The organism is Microcoleus sp. N9_A1, from assembly GCF_036701795.1.
Taxonomy (GTDB): domain Bacteria; phylum Cyanobacteriota; class Cyanobacteriia; order Cyanobacteriales; family Microcoleaceae; genus Microcoleus.
In genome coordinates, this window is the sequence record NZ_JAUBRI010000085.1 from 1 (window position 1) to 21,333 (window position 21,333).

The following is a 21,333-nucleotide window of genomic DNA, read 5'->3' on the forward strand; positions in this document are numbered from 1 at the left end:
CTTCATTGGTTGGAAAACCGCTCTAGCTGGACTTGTGTGTACACGGTAGCTTCTTAAGGGGGATGCGAGGGGGATCTAGACTTCGATATAAACGAGAGATACAGAATAAATACTGTTGTCCCCCGATCGCACATTTTCACCTAAACTCTCCCCCACAAAGCCAATCCGCCGCCCCTTCCCCTAGCCGCAATTATCCCATCTTCTATCAGAAAATATGCAAAAAATGCCTGCTTCCCCACACTCAAACTAAAAAATTCCGCCTCCCGCGCTTCTCCACCGCGAATAAATCCTTGATACACAGTTTTACCCAACAGTTTCACGGTAATTCTGGTAAAATCAAAAGCTAAAATATTTTTATTAACCAAAAACTTACTCGGCCCCGAAAGAGTTAGTTCGATCGCCCCAACTCGCACCGAATTCTCTACTTTGCCCGTTTCTCCAAGCGTTTCCCCATCCGCAACAGGTTCTACCGAGTAAGCAATTTGGATTTTTGCCACCCACTCAGGAATGTAACGTCCCGCACCTAACACAATTCCTGCTTTTTGTCGAGTCTTTTTTGTGCCTGTGATAAAGCACAGGCGCCAATTGCCGGTTAATTGCTCGAAATCATAGCGAATTTTATTTTTTTTGGCGTTTTTCTCGGCTTCTAGGAGGGCGGCGACTACGGCGGCGGAAGATGGTTTTGTATTCGATTTAGCGGCTTGTTCTAAAATTGATATGTTTTCCATTTAACTAACAATAACAGGAATTTACTAGGCTTAATCGAAGATATTTAGGAACAGGCAAGATGCCTGTTCCACAATAAGTTAGATTTTTTGTGGGGCAGGCATCTTGCCTGCATCTGATAGGCAACAGGCAAGATGCCTGTTCCACCAGAAGAAAAGAGATTGATTGTGAGGCCAGCAAAATGCCTGCCTCTGATACGTCTTTTCAAATCTGGTTTCAAAACTTTGATAATATCGGTTAAATACGACCAATATCTGTCAGCATAGACATACATAGTTCGATCGATCGCAAAGAGGCCACCGTGCAACCCGTAGACTTTACAACTTTAACCGCCACTTGCAGCGAACTGCGAGCCCAATGGCTGCCAGCGCGCTTAGAACAAGTCTACCAGCGCGATCGATTTACCGTGTCCCTGGCCCTCCGCACCATGAAAGGGCGCGGCTGGATTGACCTTTCATGGCATCCTGTGGCCGCCCGCATCTGCGTCGGCGACCCCCCGCCCCGCATTCCCGACACCTTCACCTTCAGCGAACAACTGCGGCACCAACTCAGCGGTTTAGCCTTAGTTTCCATCGCCCCTGTTTCCTCCTGGGAAAGAGTCATCGACTTGCAATTCGCCAAACGCCCCGGAGAACCCGCCCTCTGGCACCTCTGGGCCGAAATCATGGGCAAGTACAGCAACGTCATCCTCACCGCCCAAGACAATCTCGTTGTCACCTGCGCCCACCAAGTCAGCGCCAAACAGTCCACCGTCCGTCCCATCCAAACCGGGCAACCCTACGAAATGCCCCCGTCTTTGACCGATGCAGTACCGAGTCTGAGCGAATCTCAAAACCGCTGGCAATCACGAATTAGCCTGGTTCCCGGCCCATTAAACCGCAATATGTTGAAGAATTACCGAGGGTTGAGTAAGGCCTTAATTGGGTCAATGATTCGATCGGCTTCTTTAGACCCCGAACAATCCACCGACAGCCTCAATCCCGACCAATGGCAGCAACTATTCCAGCGCTGGCTATACTGGCTGCAATGCCTAGAAAACTCCAAATTTCACCCGAGTTTTACCCCTGAAGGCTACACCGTCATCGACTGGCCAACACCAGAAAATCCCTCCCCCCTCCTCCCTTCTTCGTCCCTCCAGACATCCGTTAAATCCGTTACAGAATCCGTTGCCGAACTTCCTTCTTCCGTTCAAGAAATACTCAACAGCTACTACACAGGCGAAATCAATCAACAAGTATTCGCCCAACTGCGGCATCAACTTACCCAAAAACTCAACAATGTCCTAGCAAAACTGCGCCTCAAAGCCAACACATTTAAAGAACGATTGCAGCAATCAGCAGATGCCGACACCCACAAATCCCAAGCCGACTTGCTGATGGCAAACTTGCAGCATTGGGAACCCGGAATGAAATCAATTTCTCTCCCCGACTTTGAAACCGAAAAACCCGTGATAATTCCGCTAAACGTGGAAAAAAACGCCGTTCAAAACGCTCAAGCAATCTACAAAAAGCACCAAAAACTTAAAAGAGCCCGCATTGCAGTAGAACCTTTGTTAGCCGCCGTACAGGAAGAAATCGACTATTTAGAACAAGTCGAAGTCGCGATTGCGGTATTGGAAACCTACCGCAACACCCAAGATTTGCAAACCCTCGCCGAAATCCGCGAAGAACTGATCCAGCAAAAATATCTAGTTGTATCAGATTACCGTGGCAGTGACAAAAATGCTGCGATCGAATTTCACCGCTACCAAACCCCCAGTGGCTTTGAATTATTAATCGGGCGCAACAACCGCCAAAACGACCAACTCACTTTTCGTACCGCTAATGACTATGACTTGTGGTTTCACACCCTAGAGATTCCCGGAAGCCACGCTTTGCTGCGTCTCAAACCCGGTACAGTGGCTGAAGAAACCGATTTGCAATTTGCCGCCGACATGACTGCTTACTACAGTCGCGCCCGCCACAGCGAACAAGTCCCGGTGGTTTATACAGAACCGAAATATGTATACAAGCCGAAAGGCGCAAAACCGGGTATGGTTGTATACAAGCAGGAGCGGATTGTCTGGGGCAGACCGCAGCAAGCTCCGGCTTGATACGATGTGCGATCGAACAACCCGACTAATGTAAAGTTTTATTACAAAAAAATAATTCTTGTTGCAAAAGTACCACTTAAGACAGATGATATGTTTCTTAGAACCCGCTGCAAAGAAACGTGCAATTTGGGTTTCCTCACTGTGAAAAAAACACTGTGAGAACAACAAACAACGGATTTAACTATTTGTGCAGACCAGCTTTTACTAAAGCTGGTCGTTTCTATTGAAACAAAATAGACTTTAATTGCATTCATTCGCTCGCTCTTCTTGAAAGGCATCTGCGTTGCATCTGCGGTTTCCCTATCAATCAAAGATTTATACAATAAGTCGAATGCGCTCTTAAGCTGTTCTACATTTAAATTTTATTTCAAAAAAAATCAAACTCTTGTGGGGTGGGCTTCTAGCCCGCCCCGAATATACAACTCCTAGAAAGTAAACGTCGTTCTGATTACCCCAATCACCAAATCAGAATTATCCTTATTGTGGTCAGGAGCAGTCAGCCAAATCAGACCGGGAGTGACCGAAATATTATCGCTCAACTTAAACTGATAGAAACCTTCAACGTGCAGCGAAGTATCCTTATCTTCCGGCAAAGTCCGATTAGTAGAACTCGTCACCCGCGGCTCCATACCTACCAGAATACCCGCCACATTTCCTTCTTTCAACAAATCGGGAAAAGCCAAAGTAACTGCCCAGTTCCAGATTTTTTGGTCTCCCCGCTGCACAGAATCGGTAGGAGTAGCCAAGTTGGATAAAATGCGCTGGTTGGTGTAACCCGCCCAACCGCCAATTGCAAATCTCCGGTTCAACTGCCACGAAGCTTGCGCGCCGTAGGAATTGCTAGAAACTGGCAGAGTGGTATCGCTGTCGAACCCAAAGGAACCGAGACGCGCCGGGAAATTAGAAGCATTGCTGCCGGTACCGGTAACAAAGTTGTAGGAATTAACGTAAGTTAAACCTAAAGCCATGTTGTCGTTGGGTTTGAAAGTCAACTGAGCCAAACCGCCGTAAGAACCGTTGAACAAACCATTTCCCCGCGTCGGGCTCGCAGCATTGCCCGCCAAATATCCCAAACTCAGCTCCAGTTTTTCCCCAAACTGATGCCGCAGAGCGATGCCAGAACCGCCAGTCAAATAGTAAATCGGGTTGCGAGTACCGAAGTTAGAAAGAGCGCCGTAGCTGCCGTCTCCGTCAAAGTAAGGGTTGACAGTGTTGGTAAAATCATCAGCAGCGCCTGCGTTGGCTTCGAGAATTACAGTCGTGCTTTTGCCGAGAGGGAATTGGTAAAGCAGCGCATCTAAACCTACAGTATTGCTAGCCTCGCCAAAAGGCCCAGCATTAAACCGCAATTCCCCTTCAGCGGTTTTGGTATTATTAGTAGAAAACGAACCCAAATTCAAAACTTGCAGTCGAGTTCTCAGCAAGTCTTCACCTGAGAAACTCGTATCAAAATTGAGACGAACCCTGCTGCCAAAAGCAGTCGTTCTATCAGCTTCGCGGCCGTTAGCATCATCTCCGGCGGCGATACCGGTCACAGCAAATACCACTTCGCCGTTGAGTTTAGTCGTAGTTGAAAACTGATTTGCTTCTAATTCAGAGGTGCGCGCTTCCAAAACATCGACGCGGCCACGTAAAGTTGCCAATTCCGCCGCAAATTCTTCTTGCAACCTTTGCACAGAAGCCAAATCTTCTCGCGTCGCCAGATTTCTCGAACCGCCTTGAATTAGCTCGGTAACTTTATCCAAACACGCATTTAAACCTGCTGCAAATTCGTAGCGAGTCATCGCCCGGTTGCCGCGAAAAGTGCCGTCAGGATAGCCAGCTATGCACCCGTAGCGCTCTACTAGGGATTGCAAAGCTTGGAAGGCCCAATCGGTGGGTCGAACGTCGGAAAGTTGCGAAACTGAGGTTACTTGGCCAACTGCATCTTCGCTGCTACTGTCTTCGGCGCTGTATTGGTTGATTTGTTCTAAAACATTAGACTGTGCTTGAGGTTGGGCACTTGAATCAGTGGATTGCGAAATCTGCTCGGGTTGTATGCCAGCTTTTTCTGCGTTTAAATTAGCCGGTGCAATGGTGACGGGTTGCGTTTCGCTTAAGTTTGCGGGTGCGACTGCGGGGATTTGTTCCGCGACAGGTGGTTCGGCACTTAAATTTGCGGGCGCTCCTGCGGGTTTGGTTTCGCTTAAATCTGCTGCAACTGCGTTTTCCGGTGCTTTTGCTTGTTCGGCAACTGGGGCGCTCAAATCGTTAGTGAAGCCCTCGTAGAGGTTCGCACTTTCTTTCTCAATAGTTTCAACAGTTGATTTACTAGCTAGTGACGCTGGTTCGGCTGTCTCAGGCTTTGCTGTCTCAGACTTGGCTGCCTCGGTTGCAGCACCTGCTAATTGCAATTTATCAGCTTGAGCTGCCGTGGCAATTTCTACAGGTTGCTCTGCTGCTAGCGCCGTCGAACATACGACTAAACTTGCTGCCAATACCGCCGGACTAACTAAAAGTCCCTTCCACAAAAATTTGGACATTTTTTCCTCACACCACATTGAGCCGATCGCCCCTTCCGCAGATTTAGGCGATCGCAAATCACCTTCAATATTCCGCCTAATAGTATTTCTTGTCAATTATCGGGGAAATCACTGCCGGAGAGTGCAGTTTTGCTGTGGTTGATTGGACAAAAACTCCGTTTATTCCCAAAATCCTTGGTTTGAGCTAAATACCTACGTAGAAACCTGGTTGATGGCTGGATATTGCGTAAGTGATCCCTCAGTAAGACTAATATTGACAGCACTGGCGCTAACAAATCGTTTGATCGGCTACATAAAGTGAAAAAACTCAAATACGCCCTAGTTCACGAATGGTTGACGCCCTTAGCTACTGGCGGTTCAGAACTCGTAGTGCAGGAAATTCTCAAACACGTAGACGAGGCAGATATCTACGCCCTCATCGACTTTGAATCGGCCAATCCCGAAAGCTATCTTTTCGGGCGACAGATTGGCACAACATTTTTGCAGCACTTTCCCGCAGCCCGCCGTGGCGTCCAAAAATATTTGCCATTTCTGCCGATCGCGATCGAACAACTAGATCTGCGAGAATACGACATCATCCTCTCATCATCCCATGCTGTCGCCAAAGGCATCCTCACCAGTCCCCAGCAAATGCACGTCTGCTACTGCCACACGCCCATGCGCTACGCTTGGGACTTAACTTTTGACTATTTGCGTAGCAGCAAAGCCGGACGAGGCATCCAGGGTCTGCTGACGCGATATTTGTTGCATCGACTGCGGCAGTGGGACGTAATTTCCGCCAATCGCGTTGATTATTTCATCGCTAACTCTCAACACACTGCGCGCCGGATTTGGCGGTGCTATCGGCGGCGGGCCCAGGTGATTTATCCGCCGGTAAATATCGAGCGATTTTCCTTGATGCGGCAAAAACAAGACTTTTACGTCACAGTTTGTCGGTTGGTAAGTTACAAAAACGTAAGTGCGATCGTCCAAGCATTCAATCAACTCGGGCATACTCTCATTGTCATCGGCACCGGGCCAGAATTAGAAATGATTCGGCAAATCGCCAAACCCAACGTGCAAGTGCTCGGCTGGCAGCCCGCCTCCATAGTTGAAAAGTACATGGCAGAGGCGAAAGCCTTTGTATATGCAGCTTGCGAAGATTTTGGCATAGCTTTGGTAGAGGCTCAAGCTTGCGGAACACCAGTAATTTCCTATGCAGCAGGGGGCGCTTTGGAGACAGTGTTCGACATTCGCCAACACCCAGAAACAGGGACTGGTTTATTTTTTGCATCCCAAACCGCAGCAGCTATAGTCGAAGCCGTCGAGGAATTTGAGCAGTTGCAAGGAAAATTTCAGCCGGAAATGGCACGCTTGCGCGCCGAAAAGTTTGCCCCGGAAGTCTTTGAGCAGCGCTATCTGGCTTTTGTCGAACAGTGCTATCAGGAATTTCAATCCTGTGATTTTACCAAGTCTGGGAGTTGAGAGGGGGAGATAGGGGGAGAGGGGGAGACTAGGAGAGGCAGAAAATATTCCTTCTTGCTTCCGAAGCCCTCAAAACCTCTCTACATAAGTACCTTGTCCATTCTTCCTTCTTCCTTCTTCGTTCTTCCTTCTTCCTTCTTCCTTCTTCTGAATGCAGAAAATTGAGTATTGGAAACATAATTCAGAGAACAAAGCGTCTTGAGGCTTTATGATCATGACTGTGTGTGGTGTGAAGTGAAGGAGTAAGATGACTGCCGACAGCCAACTAATCTCCGGCAAGGTAATTCGAGCGATCGCAAGACGCGGTTTTGGGTCTGTCCTGCAAGGAGATAGACGCATAAGTCGTTCTCTACAGAGCCTCGACGGAGAACTTTTCAAGCGGTTATTTGACATCCTGTTTTCCTTATCGGTTCTGATCCTGTTTGCTCCGGTTTACCTGCTTTTGGCTTTCTTAATCGCCTTAAGCTCGTCCGGGCCTATTTTTTACGTACAGGAACGAGTAGGCAAAAACCGTAAAAGGTTTTATTGCCTTAAATTCAGAACGATGGTGGAAAATGCGGACGATATATTGCTGGAAATCATGGAAAATTCTCCGCATTTGCGTCAAGAGTTTGAGGACAATTTCAAGCTGAAACAAGACCCTCGAATTACCTGGATTGGAAGATTTTTACGAATGACCAGTTTAGACGAGTTTCCCCAGTTTTGGAATGTTTTAAAAGGAGATATGAGCGTCGTCGGACCGAGACCTTTAGTTGAAGAAGAACTGCCGAGATACGGCCGTCACATCAACAAAATTCTCACCATAAGACCTGGAATTACAGGCTTGTGGCAAGTGTCTGGTCGCAACGACATTCCCTATCCCCGCCGAGTCCAAATCGACCTCTATTACGCAAATGACAAAAACCTTTGGATGGATATGTGGATTGTTTTCAAAACAATTGGAGTTGTGATTTTTCCCAAAAATAACGGCGCATATTAATTTTTGTCCGCAGTCAGCACTCGGTAGTTAGTTTTATTTGTTACTGACCACTGATGCTGACTACCGACAATCAGCGACAAACTCTTTGTCAAAACTAAACAGTTCCTGGATGCCGATCGAAGAATTGTGAGCTTAACTAAAGGGGCAAATACTTAAATAAACCTACCTCTTCTTCATCTAGAAAGATCAGTTCTTCTAGATAGACTGCTTTAGGCTTAGGTGTTAAACTTAACTCTATAACCTTTGGCTTAAGGGGGATAGCCCACTACCCAACAGCGTAGGAAGTAAACTTCAACGGGCTTTAGGTAACTAAAGTTAAGTTTGAGTAAGTTTTATAAAGCAGTTAACGTAGAGTTTGAGAATACGGCCGGCAGGGATCAACAGCCTCTGCCAAAAAGTTTCTTGTGAATAAACACAGCCTGTCAAAGGAAAATCAGATGACGCAACGTAAGCGAGCGCTAATAACAGGTATTACAGGTCAAGACGGCTCCTACTTGAGCGAATTACTGTTAGAGAAAGGATATGAAGTTCACGGCATTATCCGGCGCAGTTCTAGTTTCAATACCGATCGAATTGACCACATCTATGTCGATCCTCACAGCGAGGGTGCGCGCCTGTTTCTACACTACGGCGACTTGACGGACGGCACCACTCTCCGCCGGATATTGGAAGAAGTTCAGCCGGTAGAAATTTATAACTTAGGCGCTCAATCTCACGTTCGAGTCAGTTTTGACTCGCCGGAATATACGGTGGACACTGTAGGGATGGGAGTATTGCGGCTGCTAGAAGCAATTCGGGACTATCAGCACCGCACCGGCATAGAAGTGCGGTTCTATCAAGCAGGTTCTTCGGAAATGTTCGGTTTGGTGCAGGAAGTTCCGCAAAAGGAAACAACTCCTTTTTATCCCAGAAGTCCTTACGCCTGCGCCAAAGTTTACGGGCACTGGCAAACAATAAATTATCGCGAATCTTACGGACTTTTTGCCTGCAACGGCATCTTGTTCAATCACGAATCTCCCCGCCGTGGCGAAACTTTTGTAACTCGCAAAATTACTCGCGCCGTTGCCAGAATAGTCGCCGGCAAGCAGAAAAAGATTTACTTGGGCAATCTCGATTCCAAGCGGGATTGGGGCTATGCTAAAGACTACGTGCGAGCGATGTGGCTGATGCTGCAAAAAGACAAGCCTGACGATTATGTCATTGCTACCAACGAAACCCATTCCATTAAGGAATTTCTCGATTTGGCTTTTACTTACGTCAATTTAGATTGGCAAAAATATGTGGAGTTTGACGAACGCTACTTGCGTCCGGCAGAAGTCGAACTGTTGATTGGCGATTCGACTAAGGCGCGCCAGCAATTAAATTGGGAACCGTCTGTAACTTTTGAGGAGTTAGTACATTTAATGGTAGATGCTGACATGAAAGCTTTAGAACAGCAAGGTCGGGGTTCGGGCAACGGATTTGATTAAGTCGCTCAACTAAGCCGTCAGTGCGGACAATTTGTAGGGGTAGGGTCCCGTGTTTACCCCCTTTGGCGAAAGGCGCGCACCGGAGGATTGCCCCTGCACACACTTCACAACTGATGAGAGGGTTGTTACAGCTATTAGCGTAGCGCGATCGGCATTCAAAGAACCAGCTTAATTGCTCGCAAAATTTTTGGCTGTGCGGGCTAAAAAAAACCTTAAAATGATCGTTGAGGAGTCGCGACCCCTATATCTAACTTTCGGGTGTGCACGGCGCAAATTGTCCCTATCTGCAGCAGCTAAAACAAATTTGTGGGTAACCTCATCCTGTAGCTGAAAGCTTTTTTTTGCCAAAGCAACAATTTTAGAATTGAAATTGTCGATCGACCTTTATTCAAAATCCCGAGGCTAAAATTATGACAAGCTTGGATTTAAGCAGCAAACGCATTCTAGTCACGGGCGGCGCCGGTTTCTTGGGCCGTCAGGTAATCGACCAGCTAGTGAAAGCAGGGGCCGATGCTGATAAAATTTCGGTAACTCGATCGCGCGACTGCGACCTTCGCGTCATGGAAAACTGCAAGCGCGCCGCCGACAAACAAGATATCATCATTCACCTCGCCGCCCACGTCGGCGGCATCGGCTTAAACCAACTCAAACCGGCTGAATTATTTTACGATAATTTGATGATGGGCGCGCAACTAATCCACGCCGCCTACGAAGCAAAAGTCGAAAAATTTGTCTGCGTAGGCACGATTTGCGCTTATCCCAATTTAACCCCAGTTCCTTTCAAAGAAGACGACCTGTGGAACGGCTATCCAGAGGTAACTAACGCACCTTACGGAATTGCCAAAAAAGCCTTATTAGTGCAACTGCAATCCTACCGCCAGCAGTACGGATTCAACGGTATCTACTTGCTACCAGTAAATCTGTACGGCCCGGAAGATAACTTTGACCCGAAAAGTTCCCACGTCATCCCCGCATTAATTCGCAAAGTCCACGAAGCCCAAGAAAGGGGAGACAAAACGCTGCCAGTTTGGGGCGACGGCAGCCCTAGCCGCGAGTTTTTGTATTCCACAGATGCCGCGCGGGGAATTGTGATGGCAACGCAAGATTACAGTGAATCTGACCCGGTTAATTTGGGAACGAATAGCGAAGTTAAAATTCGCGATTTAGTGGAAACGATTTGCGAATTGATGGGATTTGAGGGAGAAATTGTTTGGGAAACAGACAAACCAAACGGTCAGCCGCGCCGCTGTTTGGATACCCAAAGGGCTAAGGAAAAGTTTGGTTTTGTGGCGGAGGTAAAGTTTAAGGAAGGGTTGAAAAAGACGATTGATTGGTATCGACAACACGCAATTTGAGTGTTAAAAACCCGGTTTTATGAAGAAACCGGTTTTTTTTAGGAAAGGTGGTGAATGGCAGTAAATCAGCAGAAAGAACTTTGTAGTAAAGCTGGCTCTTCCTTACTTACTTAGTGTGCCAAACGATTAGTTTAAGTAGTTAAAACCCAAGCTATCTATGAATGGAAGGAAAAAATGGCTCCAAATTAACTAAGGAATGAAAATTTAATAACTTACAATTTTTATGCTTCTTGTGGGATGGGCGGGATGCCCATCCCACAAACTTGTGTAAATTATTTAATTCGCGATCCTAAAGTAAGGCCGCAAACCCTTGCTGTGTAAAAAATTATGCTATTAATTTCAGATAAATTAGCACACTAAGTACGGAAGACCCGGCATATTTAGCTTTCCATACCGTAAATCAGCAACGCCGAATAATAATGGAGGGGCGGGTTTTACAACCAATCTGTGGGTAAGACCAACAATATAGTTAACCCATCCCCACGATAGGGGTAAATCGCAATTGCTTTCGATCGATAAAAAAGCCGATCGCAATTTATGTCAATCTGCGTTTTGGGCGATCGACTACCTCTAAAGGAATATTATAAAAAACATTTTTGACAATTTATTAAAATTTATTATACTACTTGTCAGGTGCAGAGCGTAAATATTCTCTCACTGCCTATACAAAATAAAGCCTGACCGAAAACAATTTGGTCGCCAGCCCCGCGATTCATTCCTTTGCAGGCGGACTGACGGTGTAAACTTTTCAATTCTAAAATCTAAAATCTAAAATCAAATGACAGCCGACAAAACCGGATTTAGCATTAGCGCGACCGCGATTCGCCGCCACATCGGCACCCTCATGCTGACACTTGCTATTATAATCGTGGGCTTTTTCTACATCACCCAACTGCCCGTTGACTTGCTACCCTCAATCACCTATCCCCGCATAGGCGTGCGCTTAAACGCCCCCGGAGTCTCCCCAGAAGTAGCAATAGACGAAGTTACCCGCCCCCTCGAACAAGGACTTTCCGCCACTGAAGGCGTCATGCAAGTTTTCTCCCGCACTCGCGAAGGACAAGTCAGCGTCGATTTATTCTTTAAACCCGGGGGCAACATCGACCAGGCCCTCAACGACGCCACCGCCGCAGTCAACCGCATCCGCAACCGACTTCCCGACACAGTTGAATCCCCCACTCTCTTCAAAGTTGACCCTTCCCAGCAGCCGATTTACGAATTTGCCCTCACTTCCAACTCCTTGCAAGGAGTTGATTTGCGTGTATTTGCCGACGAAGAATTATCCAGAGAACTAAACGTAATTCCTGGAATAGCAGCAGTTGACGTTGCCGGCGGCGTGCAAGAAGAAATTCAAGTAAATATTGACTTAAATCGCTTGCAATCTTTAGGCGTCAGTATTTCCGACGTTTTATCAGCCCTCGAATCCCGCAACCTCGACACTTCCGGCGGGCGACTGCGGCAAGAAGCAGCGGAACCTTTAACCCGTACCGTCGGGCGATTTAAAAACGCCAAAGAAATTCAGGCAATTTCTTTTCAAGCATCGGGTTCCAATCCGCCAAAACGAGTGTTTTTGCGAGATTTTGCTCAGGTAATTGACGGTACAGAAGAAGAGCGAGTTAAAGTATTTCTCAATCAGAAAGCAGCCGTAAAAATTAGCATTCAAAAGCAGCCGGACGCCAATACAATCTCAGTTGTAGACGGCATCAAAAAGCGGCTAGAAGAATTAAAAGCATCCGGGGCAATTCCCGAAGGCACGACTATCGTCAATACCTTCGACGAGTCTAAGTTCATCCGCGATTCTATTAGCAATGTCCTATTTTCTGGTTTAACCGGGGCTGTTTTAGCCGGGGCATCAGTTTTGCTGTTCCTCGCTTCCCTTCGCCAAACTTTGATTATTGTCCTGGCAATTCCCCTCGCAACTTTAATGGCGATTATCCTGATGGGAGTTTTTGGCCTATCTCTGAACGTTTTCAGTTTGGGCGGTTTGGCGCTGGGTGTGGGAATTGTGGTCGATAACTCGATCGTCATGCTGGAGAATATTGTCGAAGGAACCAGCAATAAAAATAGTCCCAACGGCAATCGGCGCTTGACTGACAAACAGTTGATGCAGCAAGCAGAAAAAAGCAGCCAAGAATTAGAATCAGCTTTATTTGCTTCCACCATCACTAACTTAGTTGCCGTACTGCCATTTTTGCTCATCGGTGGCTTAGTTTCCTTACTTTTCAACGAATTAATTCTCACCATCAGCTTTTCCGTCGCCGCCTCTCTGATTGTCGGATTGACAGTTGTACCGATGATGGCTTCTCGGCTGCTAGCGCTGCGGGTATCCAGCGGTTTGAGCAACTTTTGGCCGCTGCGCGCATTCGATCGAGCTTTTACCAATGCTACCGTCGGTTACGGTAAATTTTTATCGGGAGTAGTGCGGTGGCGGTTGATTATAATTGCAGTAGCGATTATTGGATTGGGCGGCGGCAGTTGGCTGATGGCTGGTCAAATTCCCCAGGAAATATTGCCCAGAATTAATACAGGTCAAGCGAGATTGTTTGCTTTGTTTCCTGCAGGCACAAATTTGGCAACCAACCAAAGAATCATGGCAGAAGCTGATAAAATTATCCTCAGCCAACCAGAAACTCTATACACTTTGACGACGGTGGGCGGGCTGTTGTTCGGCAACAATACGGTTGAGAATGTGCTGCGCGGCGGCTGCAACATTACGCTGAAACCTGGCACCAATACATTGAATTTTGTGCAGCGAGTTACGCAAGAATTGAATAAAAAAATTGATTTGCCCAAAAATACTCGTTTGCGTCTGAATCCAGAAAATGTGCGGGGTTTGGTTTTAACTAATTCGCCAGTACGCGGCGCTGAAGTTGATGTCCTGCTTCAGGGCGAAAACGAACAAATATTGCAGCAAGTCGGCCGCGAGGTATTGGCAACTTTGGATCAGAAGGTAACTTTAGCTACTTTTCGCCCGGATGGAGACCCGCAGCAAACGGAAGTGCAGATTCGCCCCAACTGGGAACAAGCAGAAATCTACGGGTTGAATGCGAGGCAAATTGGAGAGGCGATTCAGACAGCAATTCAAGGTTCTGTTCCCACGCAATTGCAGCGGGGAAACCGTTTGGTTGATGTGCGGGTACAATTCGATCGCGCTGCTGTCCAATCGATTTCCGCACTAAAATTTATCCCTTTAACTGCTAGGGATAACAGCATTATCCGCTTGAGCGATGTGGCGAATATTGAACTGGGAAAAGCGCCTGGGGAAATTCAAAGGCTTAACCAGCGCCAAGTTTTCATGATTGCTGGGAATATTAATAAGGGCGCGAGTTTGGGCGAGGCTTTGAAACAAGTGGATGCAGTTTTGTCGGAAATCAAATTGCCGCCGGGAGTGCGAGTGATACCTAGTTCGGCGGCGGAAACTAACCGAGAATTGCAAAGTTCGCTGATTGTTTTGGGCTCTTTGGCGGCGTTTTTAGTATTTGTGGTGATGGCGGTTCAGTACAATTCGCTTGTCGATCCGCTGGTGATTATGTTAACGGTGCCGCTGGCTTTGGCTGGGGGGATTTTCGGGCTGTATGCGACTAAAACTGCGATCGGCGCAACGGTGATTGTGGGGGCGATTTTGCTGGTGGGAATTGTGGTAAATAATGCGATTATTATGGTGGAGTTGGCGAACCAAATTCTGGAAGACGAAAAGGTCGATCGTACAACAGCAATTCTCAGGGCCGCACCTCAGCGCTTGCGTCCGATTTTGATGACAACTATTACCACAGTTTTGGGTTTATTTCCCCTAGCTTTGGGCATTGGAGACGGTTCGGAATTCTTGCAACCGCTGGGTGTGGTGGTGTTTTCCGGTTTGTCGCTGGCGACTTTGCTGACGCTGTTTATTATTCCGTGTTTTTATATTTTGCTGCACGATTTCTTCGGGATGTTTGCAGGGAAGAAGAAACCGCAGACGGTGGCTATTCCCGTGCAGAAGGTGGGGCGAAAGAATGCGAACTTATAGGGTAAGTTTCCGTTTATTTGCAGACTTGTGAGCGATCGGACTAATAGGCTATACTCAGACAAGCTATGAAAGTTAGGGTTAGGGTGAACAGCAAAGGGCGATGCGTAGATATTGAAATGGTAGTCTGAAGTTGCAATCCTTATTTTAATGTGTTAGCTAAAGTTAAAAACTATGAAAAATACAAGTTCAATATCTTCAATTTCCGACATTCAGCTTGATTTTTTATTGCAAGTATTACAAAAAATCTATCAGACAAATAGTAATTCTCATTTCATATATTCCTTGCTTAAAGCTAACCTGAACCTTTTAGATGATAACTTTATTATAATTTATCAAAAATGGGCTAATGTTCAAATCACACAGATGCCAGGTATCGAGATAAATATTGGGGTATTTAGCGATCTTATTGTAGATTTTCCCTTGGGAAATTTAGCAATAAATATAGAAATTTCTCTTACAGGATATCAGCTTATTGCAACAGCGATTGAGAGACTATTGCCTCATGATAGGGGAACATTATGGCATAATTTTGCTAAGGCTTACATGAAGCGTATAAATGGAAAAAAAGCCGAAAATTTGGAAGAAGCAATCAAGTATTTCAAAGCTGCTTTAAAAATTTGGACGCGAGACAAATTTCCTCAAGGTTGGGCAAAAACAATCACTAATATTGGTGAAGCATATCGTAACCGCATCAATGAACAAAAAGCAGAAAATTTGGAAAAAGCCATTAGATACCACCAAGTTGCATTAAAAGTTTACAACAATTGTCAAGATTTTACCGAACAATGGGCAGATATTAAAATAAATCTGGGGAATGCTTACCTTGACCGTATTTGCGGTGAGAGAGCAGAGAATATAGAAACTGCAATCAACTGCTATGAAGAGGCTTTGAAAGTAAGTACCCGTGAAAAATGGTCAGAAAAATGGGCAATGATTCAGCTTAACTTGGGAAGCGCTTATTTTTACCGTATCCGAAAAAATTCTGTAGAGAACTTGAGAGCGGCAATATCCTATTACAATGCAGCCTTAGAAATATATACTCGCGAAGATTTTCCGCAATACTGGGCTACAATCAAAAGTAATTTAGGCCCAGCTTACTCTAAGCTGAGCGAAAATAAAGAGCAAAGACTAGAAAACTTGGAAAAAGCTATTCTCTGTAACCTATCTGCATTGAATGTATTCACCCGCAAAGGCTTTCCTAAACAATGGGCAGATAACCTAAATAATTTGGCCGAATCTTATCGTGAGTCCATTTTTATATCAAGAACCGACTATTTAAAAAAAGCTATTTGTTGTTATTTAGTAGCATTAGAAGTACGCAATTTTCAAGATTTTCCTTACGACTGGGCTATGACCAAGCACAATCTAGGAGGTGCTTACTGTCAGGCCAAGTTTTTTGAAGTTGGAATTATCTGTTTCTTGGATGCCTTGAAGGTAAGAACTAAAGAAAATTTTCCTCAAGATCATATACTAAGTCAACTTAATTTAGGTTGCGCTTACCAAGAAACTAAAAAATTTACAGAGGCTTATATATCTTTTAGCTCAGCTATTTATAATGTAGAGTCTTTGCGCTTTGAGATAGTCTCTGGATCTGGAATGGAAGAAGATAAACAAAAGCTAGCTGAAAAATGGAATAGACTCTATCAACGCATGGTCGAAGTTTGCCTAGAATTAGCTAAAGAAGAACCACAATACTACAACCAAGCCATAGAATATGTCGAACGCAGCAAAGCTCGCAACCTCGTCGAACTTTTAGCTAACAAAGATATCCACCCCAAAGTAGACCTTTACTCCAACTCAGAAACTTACCTAACTCATTGTTACAAGCTTGAACAGCTACGACGGCAGATTCCAGCTATACAACGAGAATTAGAAATACTCATTCGAGAATCTGAGGAAAAAAATTACGACCAAATAGAACAACTGCGACAACAATTGACTCAATTGCAACAAAAAAGAGATGGACTGCTAGCAGAAATTAACAAAATAGATTCTAGGTTTACATTGACCCAAGAAGTTCAACCCATCCCCTTCAGCGAGATCCAATTCCTCACCGATGAAAACACCGCTATTGTTGAATGGTACATCACGAGCAGTCAGATTCTCACTTTCCTTATCACCCACCATCATCCCTATCCCATTGTCATTTTGTCTTCTGCTGAAGATATGACAGCGTTGGAAAATTGGGATCGAGAGTATCGGGATTCCTACCAGAAACAAAACAACCAATGGATTAATAATTTAGCTTCTCGCCTCCAAAATCTTGCTAAGATTCTGCATATTGATGAGATTATTTCTCGTATCGATGACTGCTTTTCTCAAAGCGGCGCTAAATGTAACCGCCTCATCCTCATTCCCCATCGCTACCTGCACCTATTTCCCCTTCATGCTTTGCCCCTAGCTGACGGTAAATTGGTGTTTGAATGCTTCTCTCAAGGTGTAGGTTATGCCCCCAGTTGCCAATTATTGAAACAAGCAAAAGACAAAGAGCAGAATCGACCTGATTTTACCCGCTTATTTGCTATTCAAAATCCTACCAGACAACCTGCTAGACCTTTACTTGGTTCTCAACTAGAAATTGATAAAATTCACCAACACTTCGATCCGCAGCAAAGCATTATTCTCAAAGAAGCAGAAGCAACTGAAGCCAATTTATATCAACGTATGGAACAAATGCGTTCCTCTCATTGCCTTCACTTCTCTTGTCATGGGGAATTTAATCATGAATCTCCGCTAGAATCTGCCCTACTTCTTGCCAATCCAGAAGGTAAATTAGGAAAAGAAGAAGCTAAATTGACATTAGGTGAAGTCTTTGAAAAACTTTACCTAAACCAATGTCGTCTCGTCACCTTTTCTGCTTGTGAAAGTGGCATGACAGATCCCAATAGCATCAGCGATGAATATATTGGTTTACCTAGTGGCTTTTTGTATGCAGGTAGTTTGAGTGTTGTTAGCACACTTTGGAGTGTTGACCCGATCGCCACAACTCTATTAATGGTCAAATTTTACCACAACCTCAAACGACTTCCCCAAATCAAAACAGGGGATGTAGCTATTGCCCTCAACAAAGCTCAAAAATGGTTAAGGACATTAACCCATAAAAAGTGGGCGAAAATCCAAAGTCATCCCCAATTTAAACTCTTAGTTGAGGAAGCATTTAAAAAGTCACCCAAACGCGATTTAAACAAATTCAAGGACTCTTTATCTGCAAGCCTACACCCCAATCGTCAACCATTACCCTTTGCTAATCCCTATTATTGGTCAGCTTTTGTAGCTATAGGAATTTAAGGCTGTGGGTTAAACGATTGACAAAATTTATCCATTCCTTCTTGTGCAATGTAAATAGCAAAGGGAGTCGCAATTAATCCTGGAACTCCAGGAGGACATAAACTGCCTAATAGACAATCGGATAAAGGAGGAATTAGAGCAGGGAAATAGTTTTTTCTCAAGTTTTCATACTTGGGTTGACAAATAAATTTATGACATTCTTTAAGTTTCTGGGTAAACCAACGCAAATCAGCATTAGTTTCTACGCCTTCAACACCATTTCGCTTCGCTATTGATTCAGCCGCATCTGCTAAATCGCCATCCCACTCTTCAATTACATCAAGAGCAGCTAGCGCTTCTTGATTATCTGCTACTTGTTCCCGATAAAGAGCAATTTGTTCTGGTGTAACAATTTTTTCAGAAACCATAATTCTCCTAGCATATATCCCTCAACCTGCACGGCTCCGGCTACACCCAAATCATACAAATGTCTGAAGTAGCCGAACGCCTTGCAATTTCTAGAGTAACACCCAAACCCCACTCCCCGCAATCGAATTTAATATCAGTCATATTGACATAGAAGCAATAGTGTGTTACATTGATACTACACAAGAGATGTTTGCAAAAGAAACCTCAACCAAAATGCCCTACGAAAAATTAGAAATATCAACCCCAAAACCAGTTTTATCTTGGGCAAATCACGCCCTAGGTGCCAAAGAAACTAAGATAGCCGCCAATGTCGCATCTTTGCCCTTTGTATTCAAACACGTCGCACTAATGCCCGATGTACATTTAGGAAAAGGTGCTTTAGTCGGTTCCGTAATTGCCACAAAAGAAGCAATTATTCCCGCTGCTGTGGGCGTTGATATTGGTTGTGGCGTAATTGCTGTCAAAATGCCTTTCACCGCCAACAAATTAGAAGGCAAACTCAAACAAATTCGAGTCGATATCGAAGCCGCAATCCCTGTCGGATTTTCAGAAAACAAAGAAGTAGAAACAACTGTCACCAACTGGCAAGGATGGGGGGAGTTTAAGGAACTTCATCAAGGCGTGCAGCACCAAAACAATAAAGCCTTAAAACAAATGGGTTCCCTCGGTGGCGGTAATCATTTTATTGAGGTTTGCGTTGATACTGAAAACTTTGTTTGGCTGATGCTACACTCCGGTTCTCGTGGCATTGGAAATTTGCTCGCACAGCAGCATATCGAGACTGCTAAAGATTTAGCTAAACTGGCAGAAATTAATCTGGCTGACAAAGATTTGGCTTATTTTGTAGCGGGCACGCCGGAGTTTGCGGCTTACTGGCACGATTTGCAGTGGGCGCAAGATTATGCTCGTTTTAATCGCGATGTGATGATGAATCGGTTTAAGCGAATTGTGGAAAAACACGTCGCGGGCGGCAAATCTGTTAAGCCGTTATTAGAAGTGAATTGCCATCACAATTACGCGGAAAAAGAGGTGCATTTTGGCGAAGATGTGTATGTTACTCGCAAGGGTGCTGTGCGCGCGGATGTTGAGGATTACGGGATTATTCCGGGTTCGATGGGGGCGAAGTCTTTCATTGTTAAAGGGAAGGGAAATGCTGAAAGTTACTGTAGTTGCAGTCACGGTGCGGGGCGCTTGATGTCTCGCACTCAAGCTAAAAATGTATTCACTCTCGATGATTTTGTGCGGCAGACTGAGGGGGTTGAGTGCCGGAAAGATGAGCAATTTTTAGATGAAATTCCGGGGGCTTATAAGTCTATTGATGAGGTGATGAGTCAGCAGTCGGATTTGGTGGAAGTTGTGGCGACGCTCAAGCAGGTGGTTTGCGTGAAGGGGTGACAGAAACTGGTTTATTGTACTTCACTTACCTGAAAATTGCTGTATGGAAAGAGGGGGGAAATCAAGCCGCTGTTGATTTCCCCCCTCTTGACAAAGGCTTTGTTTTCTGAAGCTTTTTCTCTAACAGACCATCTGCTGCCACTCAAGTTCTAGCAAGCGCAGCAGTCTTTCATCGCCCTTGGCCTTGGCTGCTTGCTTTCTACGATCGAGAATATTGCAAATATTCGCCCGGTGTACTTGCGCCACTTCCACAACTGTTGGGTAATATTCCACCGTCGCTGAGGCGCTAGCTGCGGCGACATCCCGATCGCCAGCTTGAGCATCTCGCTTTTTGGTAGAGTTTGTGCCGCCGTATTTTTTGGGGTTGGGAATGTGTCTCGGATACCGATAGTTCCAGTTTTGGCCCCGGTATTTGCCCGCGACTTCGCCTTCGATCATATCAACTGTCGGAATGTCGTACTCGTAGTTTGAGCCGCGATAAGTGAGTTTCATATTTTTTGATCCTTATAGGTCGATAAAAAGGGCAGTCAGGTCAGGTTTGCTTTTATTCGCTAAAACTTTTTTAGTTTCTGTATTCAATTATACTGTTTTTTAAGAGAAATCGGTTGTATTTACAAGAATTAATATTTTGAGGGGGGGAGAGGGCAGCAAAAAACCCGCCGCAGCGGGTTTAATCGAACTTTTGACTAATTCGAGCCGCAGCCGGATCGAAACTGCTTGAGTTCGGAAGAACTAGCCGACTGTCACCTGATCGGTTTGCACGTTTGTTGCACCTTCTTCAGCAGAGGCGATCGCCACCAACTTGTCGAGAATTGCCTGACTCGCAACTTGACCTTTGAGAACAACCGTGCTGCTGAGCTGAGCTACATAAACAGTCTCGATATCAGCAACTTCTGAATCGGCGTCAAAAGCTAAAGCAACCCGCTTCGCTAAGCCACTTTCGTCAAAATTTCCGTCTGGGCCGACTTTAGCAGGAGCGATGGATTGCGCTTGTGCTGCTTGCTGTACTACTTGTGCCATCGGTTCAGCCGGGGCTTCAGGCTTTTCGAGTCCGAACAGTCTTTTAAACCAACCCATATTAGTTGAGTCTCCTGAAAATACACTTTTTACACGATAGCTCTAGAATTCCAAAAGACTCGTAATTGTTGCAAAACTCAGCGAAATTTATCAAAATGTTTTATCGGGAGACTTTCACAATCTAAAATCTAAAATCTTAAATAGTATTTAGATGTTGATGTTGCTATTTCATGTATAGGACGATCGCTACGCCTTGGATTACAGGCCCGTAGTCGAAGTAGTTCCCACTGTCATCTGAAAAAAACTGCACAGCGGGCTGGAATACATTCCCGGTTTGTTTAACTACTGGGGACATCTCGTGCCGATATCGATTTGTGCCAAATGATACAGGGAACTGCCGCCCGCGCTTAATTGTGGGTAGCCCTGCATATAGAAATCGTTGCAGGAGTGGTCAATTTTTTACCCCACCCCAACCATCCCCGAACCTGCGGGGATTCCGTAAGAAATTCACAAATGATGCGAGGATTGCTATAAGTAGGGCTTGCTGAATAGAACTACAAGCTATGACTGCCAAGGGTTTCAAGATTTTTAAACACAAAAAAGTGCTCTCGT

At 45.3% G+C, this 21,333-nt stretch carries 13 protein-coding genes; 8 read left to right on the forward strand and 5 right to left on the reverse strand.

What is annotated here, in order from left to right; translation table 11 throughout:
* Nucleotides 1-140: 140 nt before the first annotated feature.
* Nucleotides 141-728: a hypothetical protein gene (locus tag QUA58_RS27140; protein WP_333397141.1), complete on the reverse strand. Its 588-nt coding sequence runs from the start codon at nucleotides 726-728 to the stop codon at nucleotides 141-143.
* 299 nt (nucleotides 729-1,027) lie between these two features.
* Between QUA58_RS27140 and QUA58_RS27145 the strand changes: the two genes are divergently transcribed.
* Nucleotides 1,028-2,818, forward strand: coding sequence for an NFACT RNA binding domain-containing protein (locus tag QUA58_RS27145; RefSeq protein WP_333397143.1), 1,791 nt, complete (start codon nucleotides 1,028-1,030; stop codon nucleotides 2,816-2,818).
* 425 nt (nucleotides 2,819-3,243) lie between these two features.
* Here the strand turns inward: QUA58_RS27145 and QUA58_RS27150 are convergent, their stop codons facing one another.
* Nucleotides 3,244-5,340, reverse strand: a complete 2,097-nt coding sequence (locus QUA58_RS27150; protein WP_333250664.1) for an iron uptake porin — start codon at nucleotides 5,338-5,340, stop codon at nucleotides 3,244-3,246.
* A gap of 297 nt (nucleotides 5,341-5,637) precedes the next feature.
* Between QUA58_RS27150 and QUA58_RS27155 the strand changes: the two genes are divergently transcribed.
* From QUA58_RS27155 to QUA58_RS27180, 6 genes are all read left to right on the forward strand, one after another.
* Entirely contained in the window at nucleotides 5,638-6,804 is a 1,167-nt protein-coding gene (locus tag QUA58_RS27155) for a glycosyltransferase (protein ID WP_333397146.1), read from the forward strand.
* Nucleotides 6,805-7,051: 247 nt separating this feature from the next.
* Nucleotides 7,052-7,783, forward strand: coding sequence for a sugar transferase (locus QUA58_RS27160; RefSeq protein WP_333129943.1), 732 nt, complete (start codon nucleotides 7,052-7,054; stop codon nucleotides 7,781-7,783).
* Nucleotides 7,784-8,220: 437 nt separating this feature from the next.
* Nucleotides 8,221-9,252, forward strand: coding sequence for a GDP-mannose 4,6-dehydratase (gene gmd, locus QUA58_RS27165; protein WP_333250533.1), 1,032 nt, complete (start codon nucleotides 8,221-8,223; stop codon nucleotides 9,250-9,252).
* 410 nt (nucleotides 9,253-9,662) lie between these two features.
* A complete protein-coding gene (locus QUA58_RS27170; protein WP_333397149.1) occupies nucleotides 9,663-10,607 on the forward strand; it encodes a GDP-L-fucose synthase in 945 nt (314 codons plus the stop codon).
* A 778-nt stretch (nucleotides 10,608-11,385) separates the two neighbouring features.
* The gene (locus QUA58_RS27175) at nucleotides 11,386-14,613 is read left to right on the forward strand and encodes an efflux RND transporter permease subunit (RefSeq protein ID WP_333397151.1); all 3,228 of its coding nucleotides are present in this window, start codon (nucleotides 11,386-11,388) and stop codon (nucleotides 14,611-14,613) included.
* Between the two features lie 171 nt (nucleotides 14,614-14,784).
* A complete protein-coding gene (locus QUA58_RS27180) occupies nucleotides 14,785-17,901 on the forward strand; it encodes a CHAT domain-containing tetratricopeptide repeat protein (RefSeq protein ID WP_333397154.1) in 3,117 nt (1,038 codons plus the stop codon).
* Here QUA58_RS27180 and QUA58_RS27185 read toward each other — a convergent pair.
* A complete protein-coding gene (locus tag QUA58_RS27185; protein ID WP_333397157.1) occupies nucleotides 17,898-18,308 on the reverse strand; it encodes a hypothetical protein in 411 nt (136 codons plus the stop codon). The two genes, QUA58_RS27180 and QUA58_RS27185, sit on opposite strands and share 4 nt — an antisense overlap.
* 187 nt (nucleotides 18,309-18,495) lie before the next feature.
* On the opposite strand from QUA58_RS27185, the gene QUA58_RS27190 reads away from it, so the two are divergent.
* Nucleotides 18,496-19,704 carry an RtcB family protein gene (locus QUA58_RS27190; protein WP_445301908.1) on the forward strand — a complete coding sequence of 403 codons (1,209 nt, stop codon included), beginning with the start codon at nucleotides 18,496-18,498 and terminating at the stop codon, nucleotides 19,702-19,704.
* A gap of 120 nt (nucleotides 19,705-19,824) precedes the next feature.
* Here QUA58_RS27190 and QUA58_RS27195 read toward each other — a convergent pair whose 3' ends face one another.
* Both QUA58_RS27195 and QUA58_RS27200 read right to left on the reverse strand, forming a co-directional pair.
* Nucleotides 19,825-20,196, reverse strand: coding sequence for a DUF4278 domain-containing protein (locus QUA58_RS27195; protein WP_333250543.1), 372 nt, complete (start codon nucleotides 20,194-20,196; stop codon nucleotides 19,825-19,827).
* A 240-nt stretch (nucleotides 20,197-20,436) separates the two neighbouring features.
* Nucleotides 20,437-20,781, reverse strand: coding sequence for a BON domain-containing protein (locus tag QUA58_RS27200; protein WP_333250544.1), 345 nt, complete (start codon nucleotides 20,779-20,781; stop codon nucleotides 20,437-20,439).
* Nucleotides 20,782-21,333 lie beyond the last annotated feature (552 nt).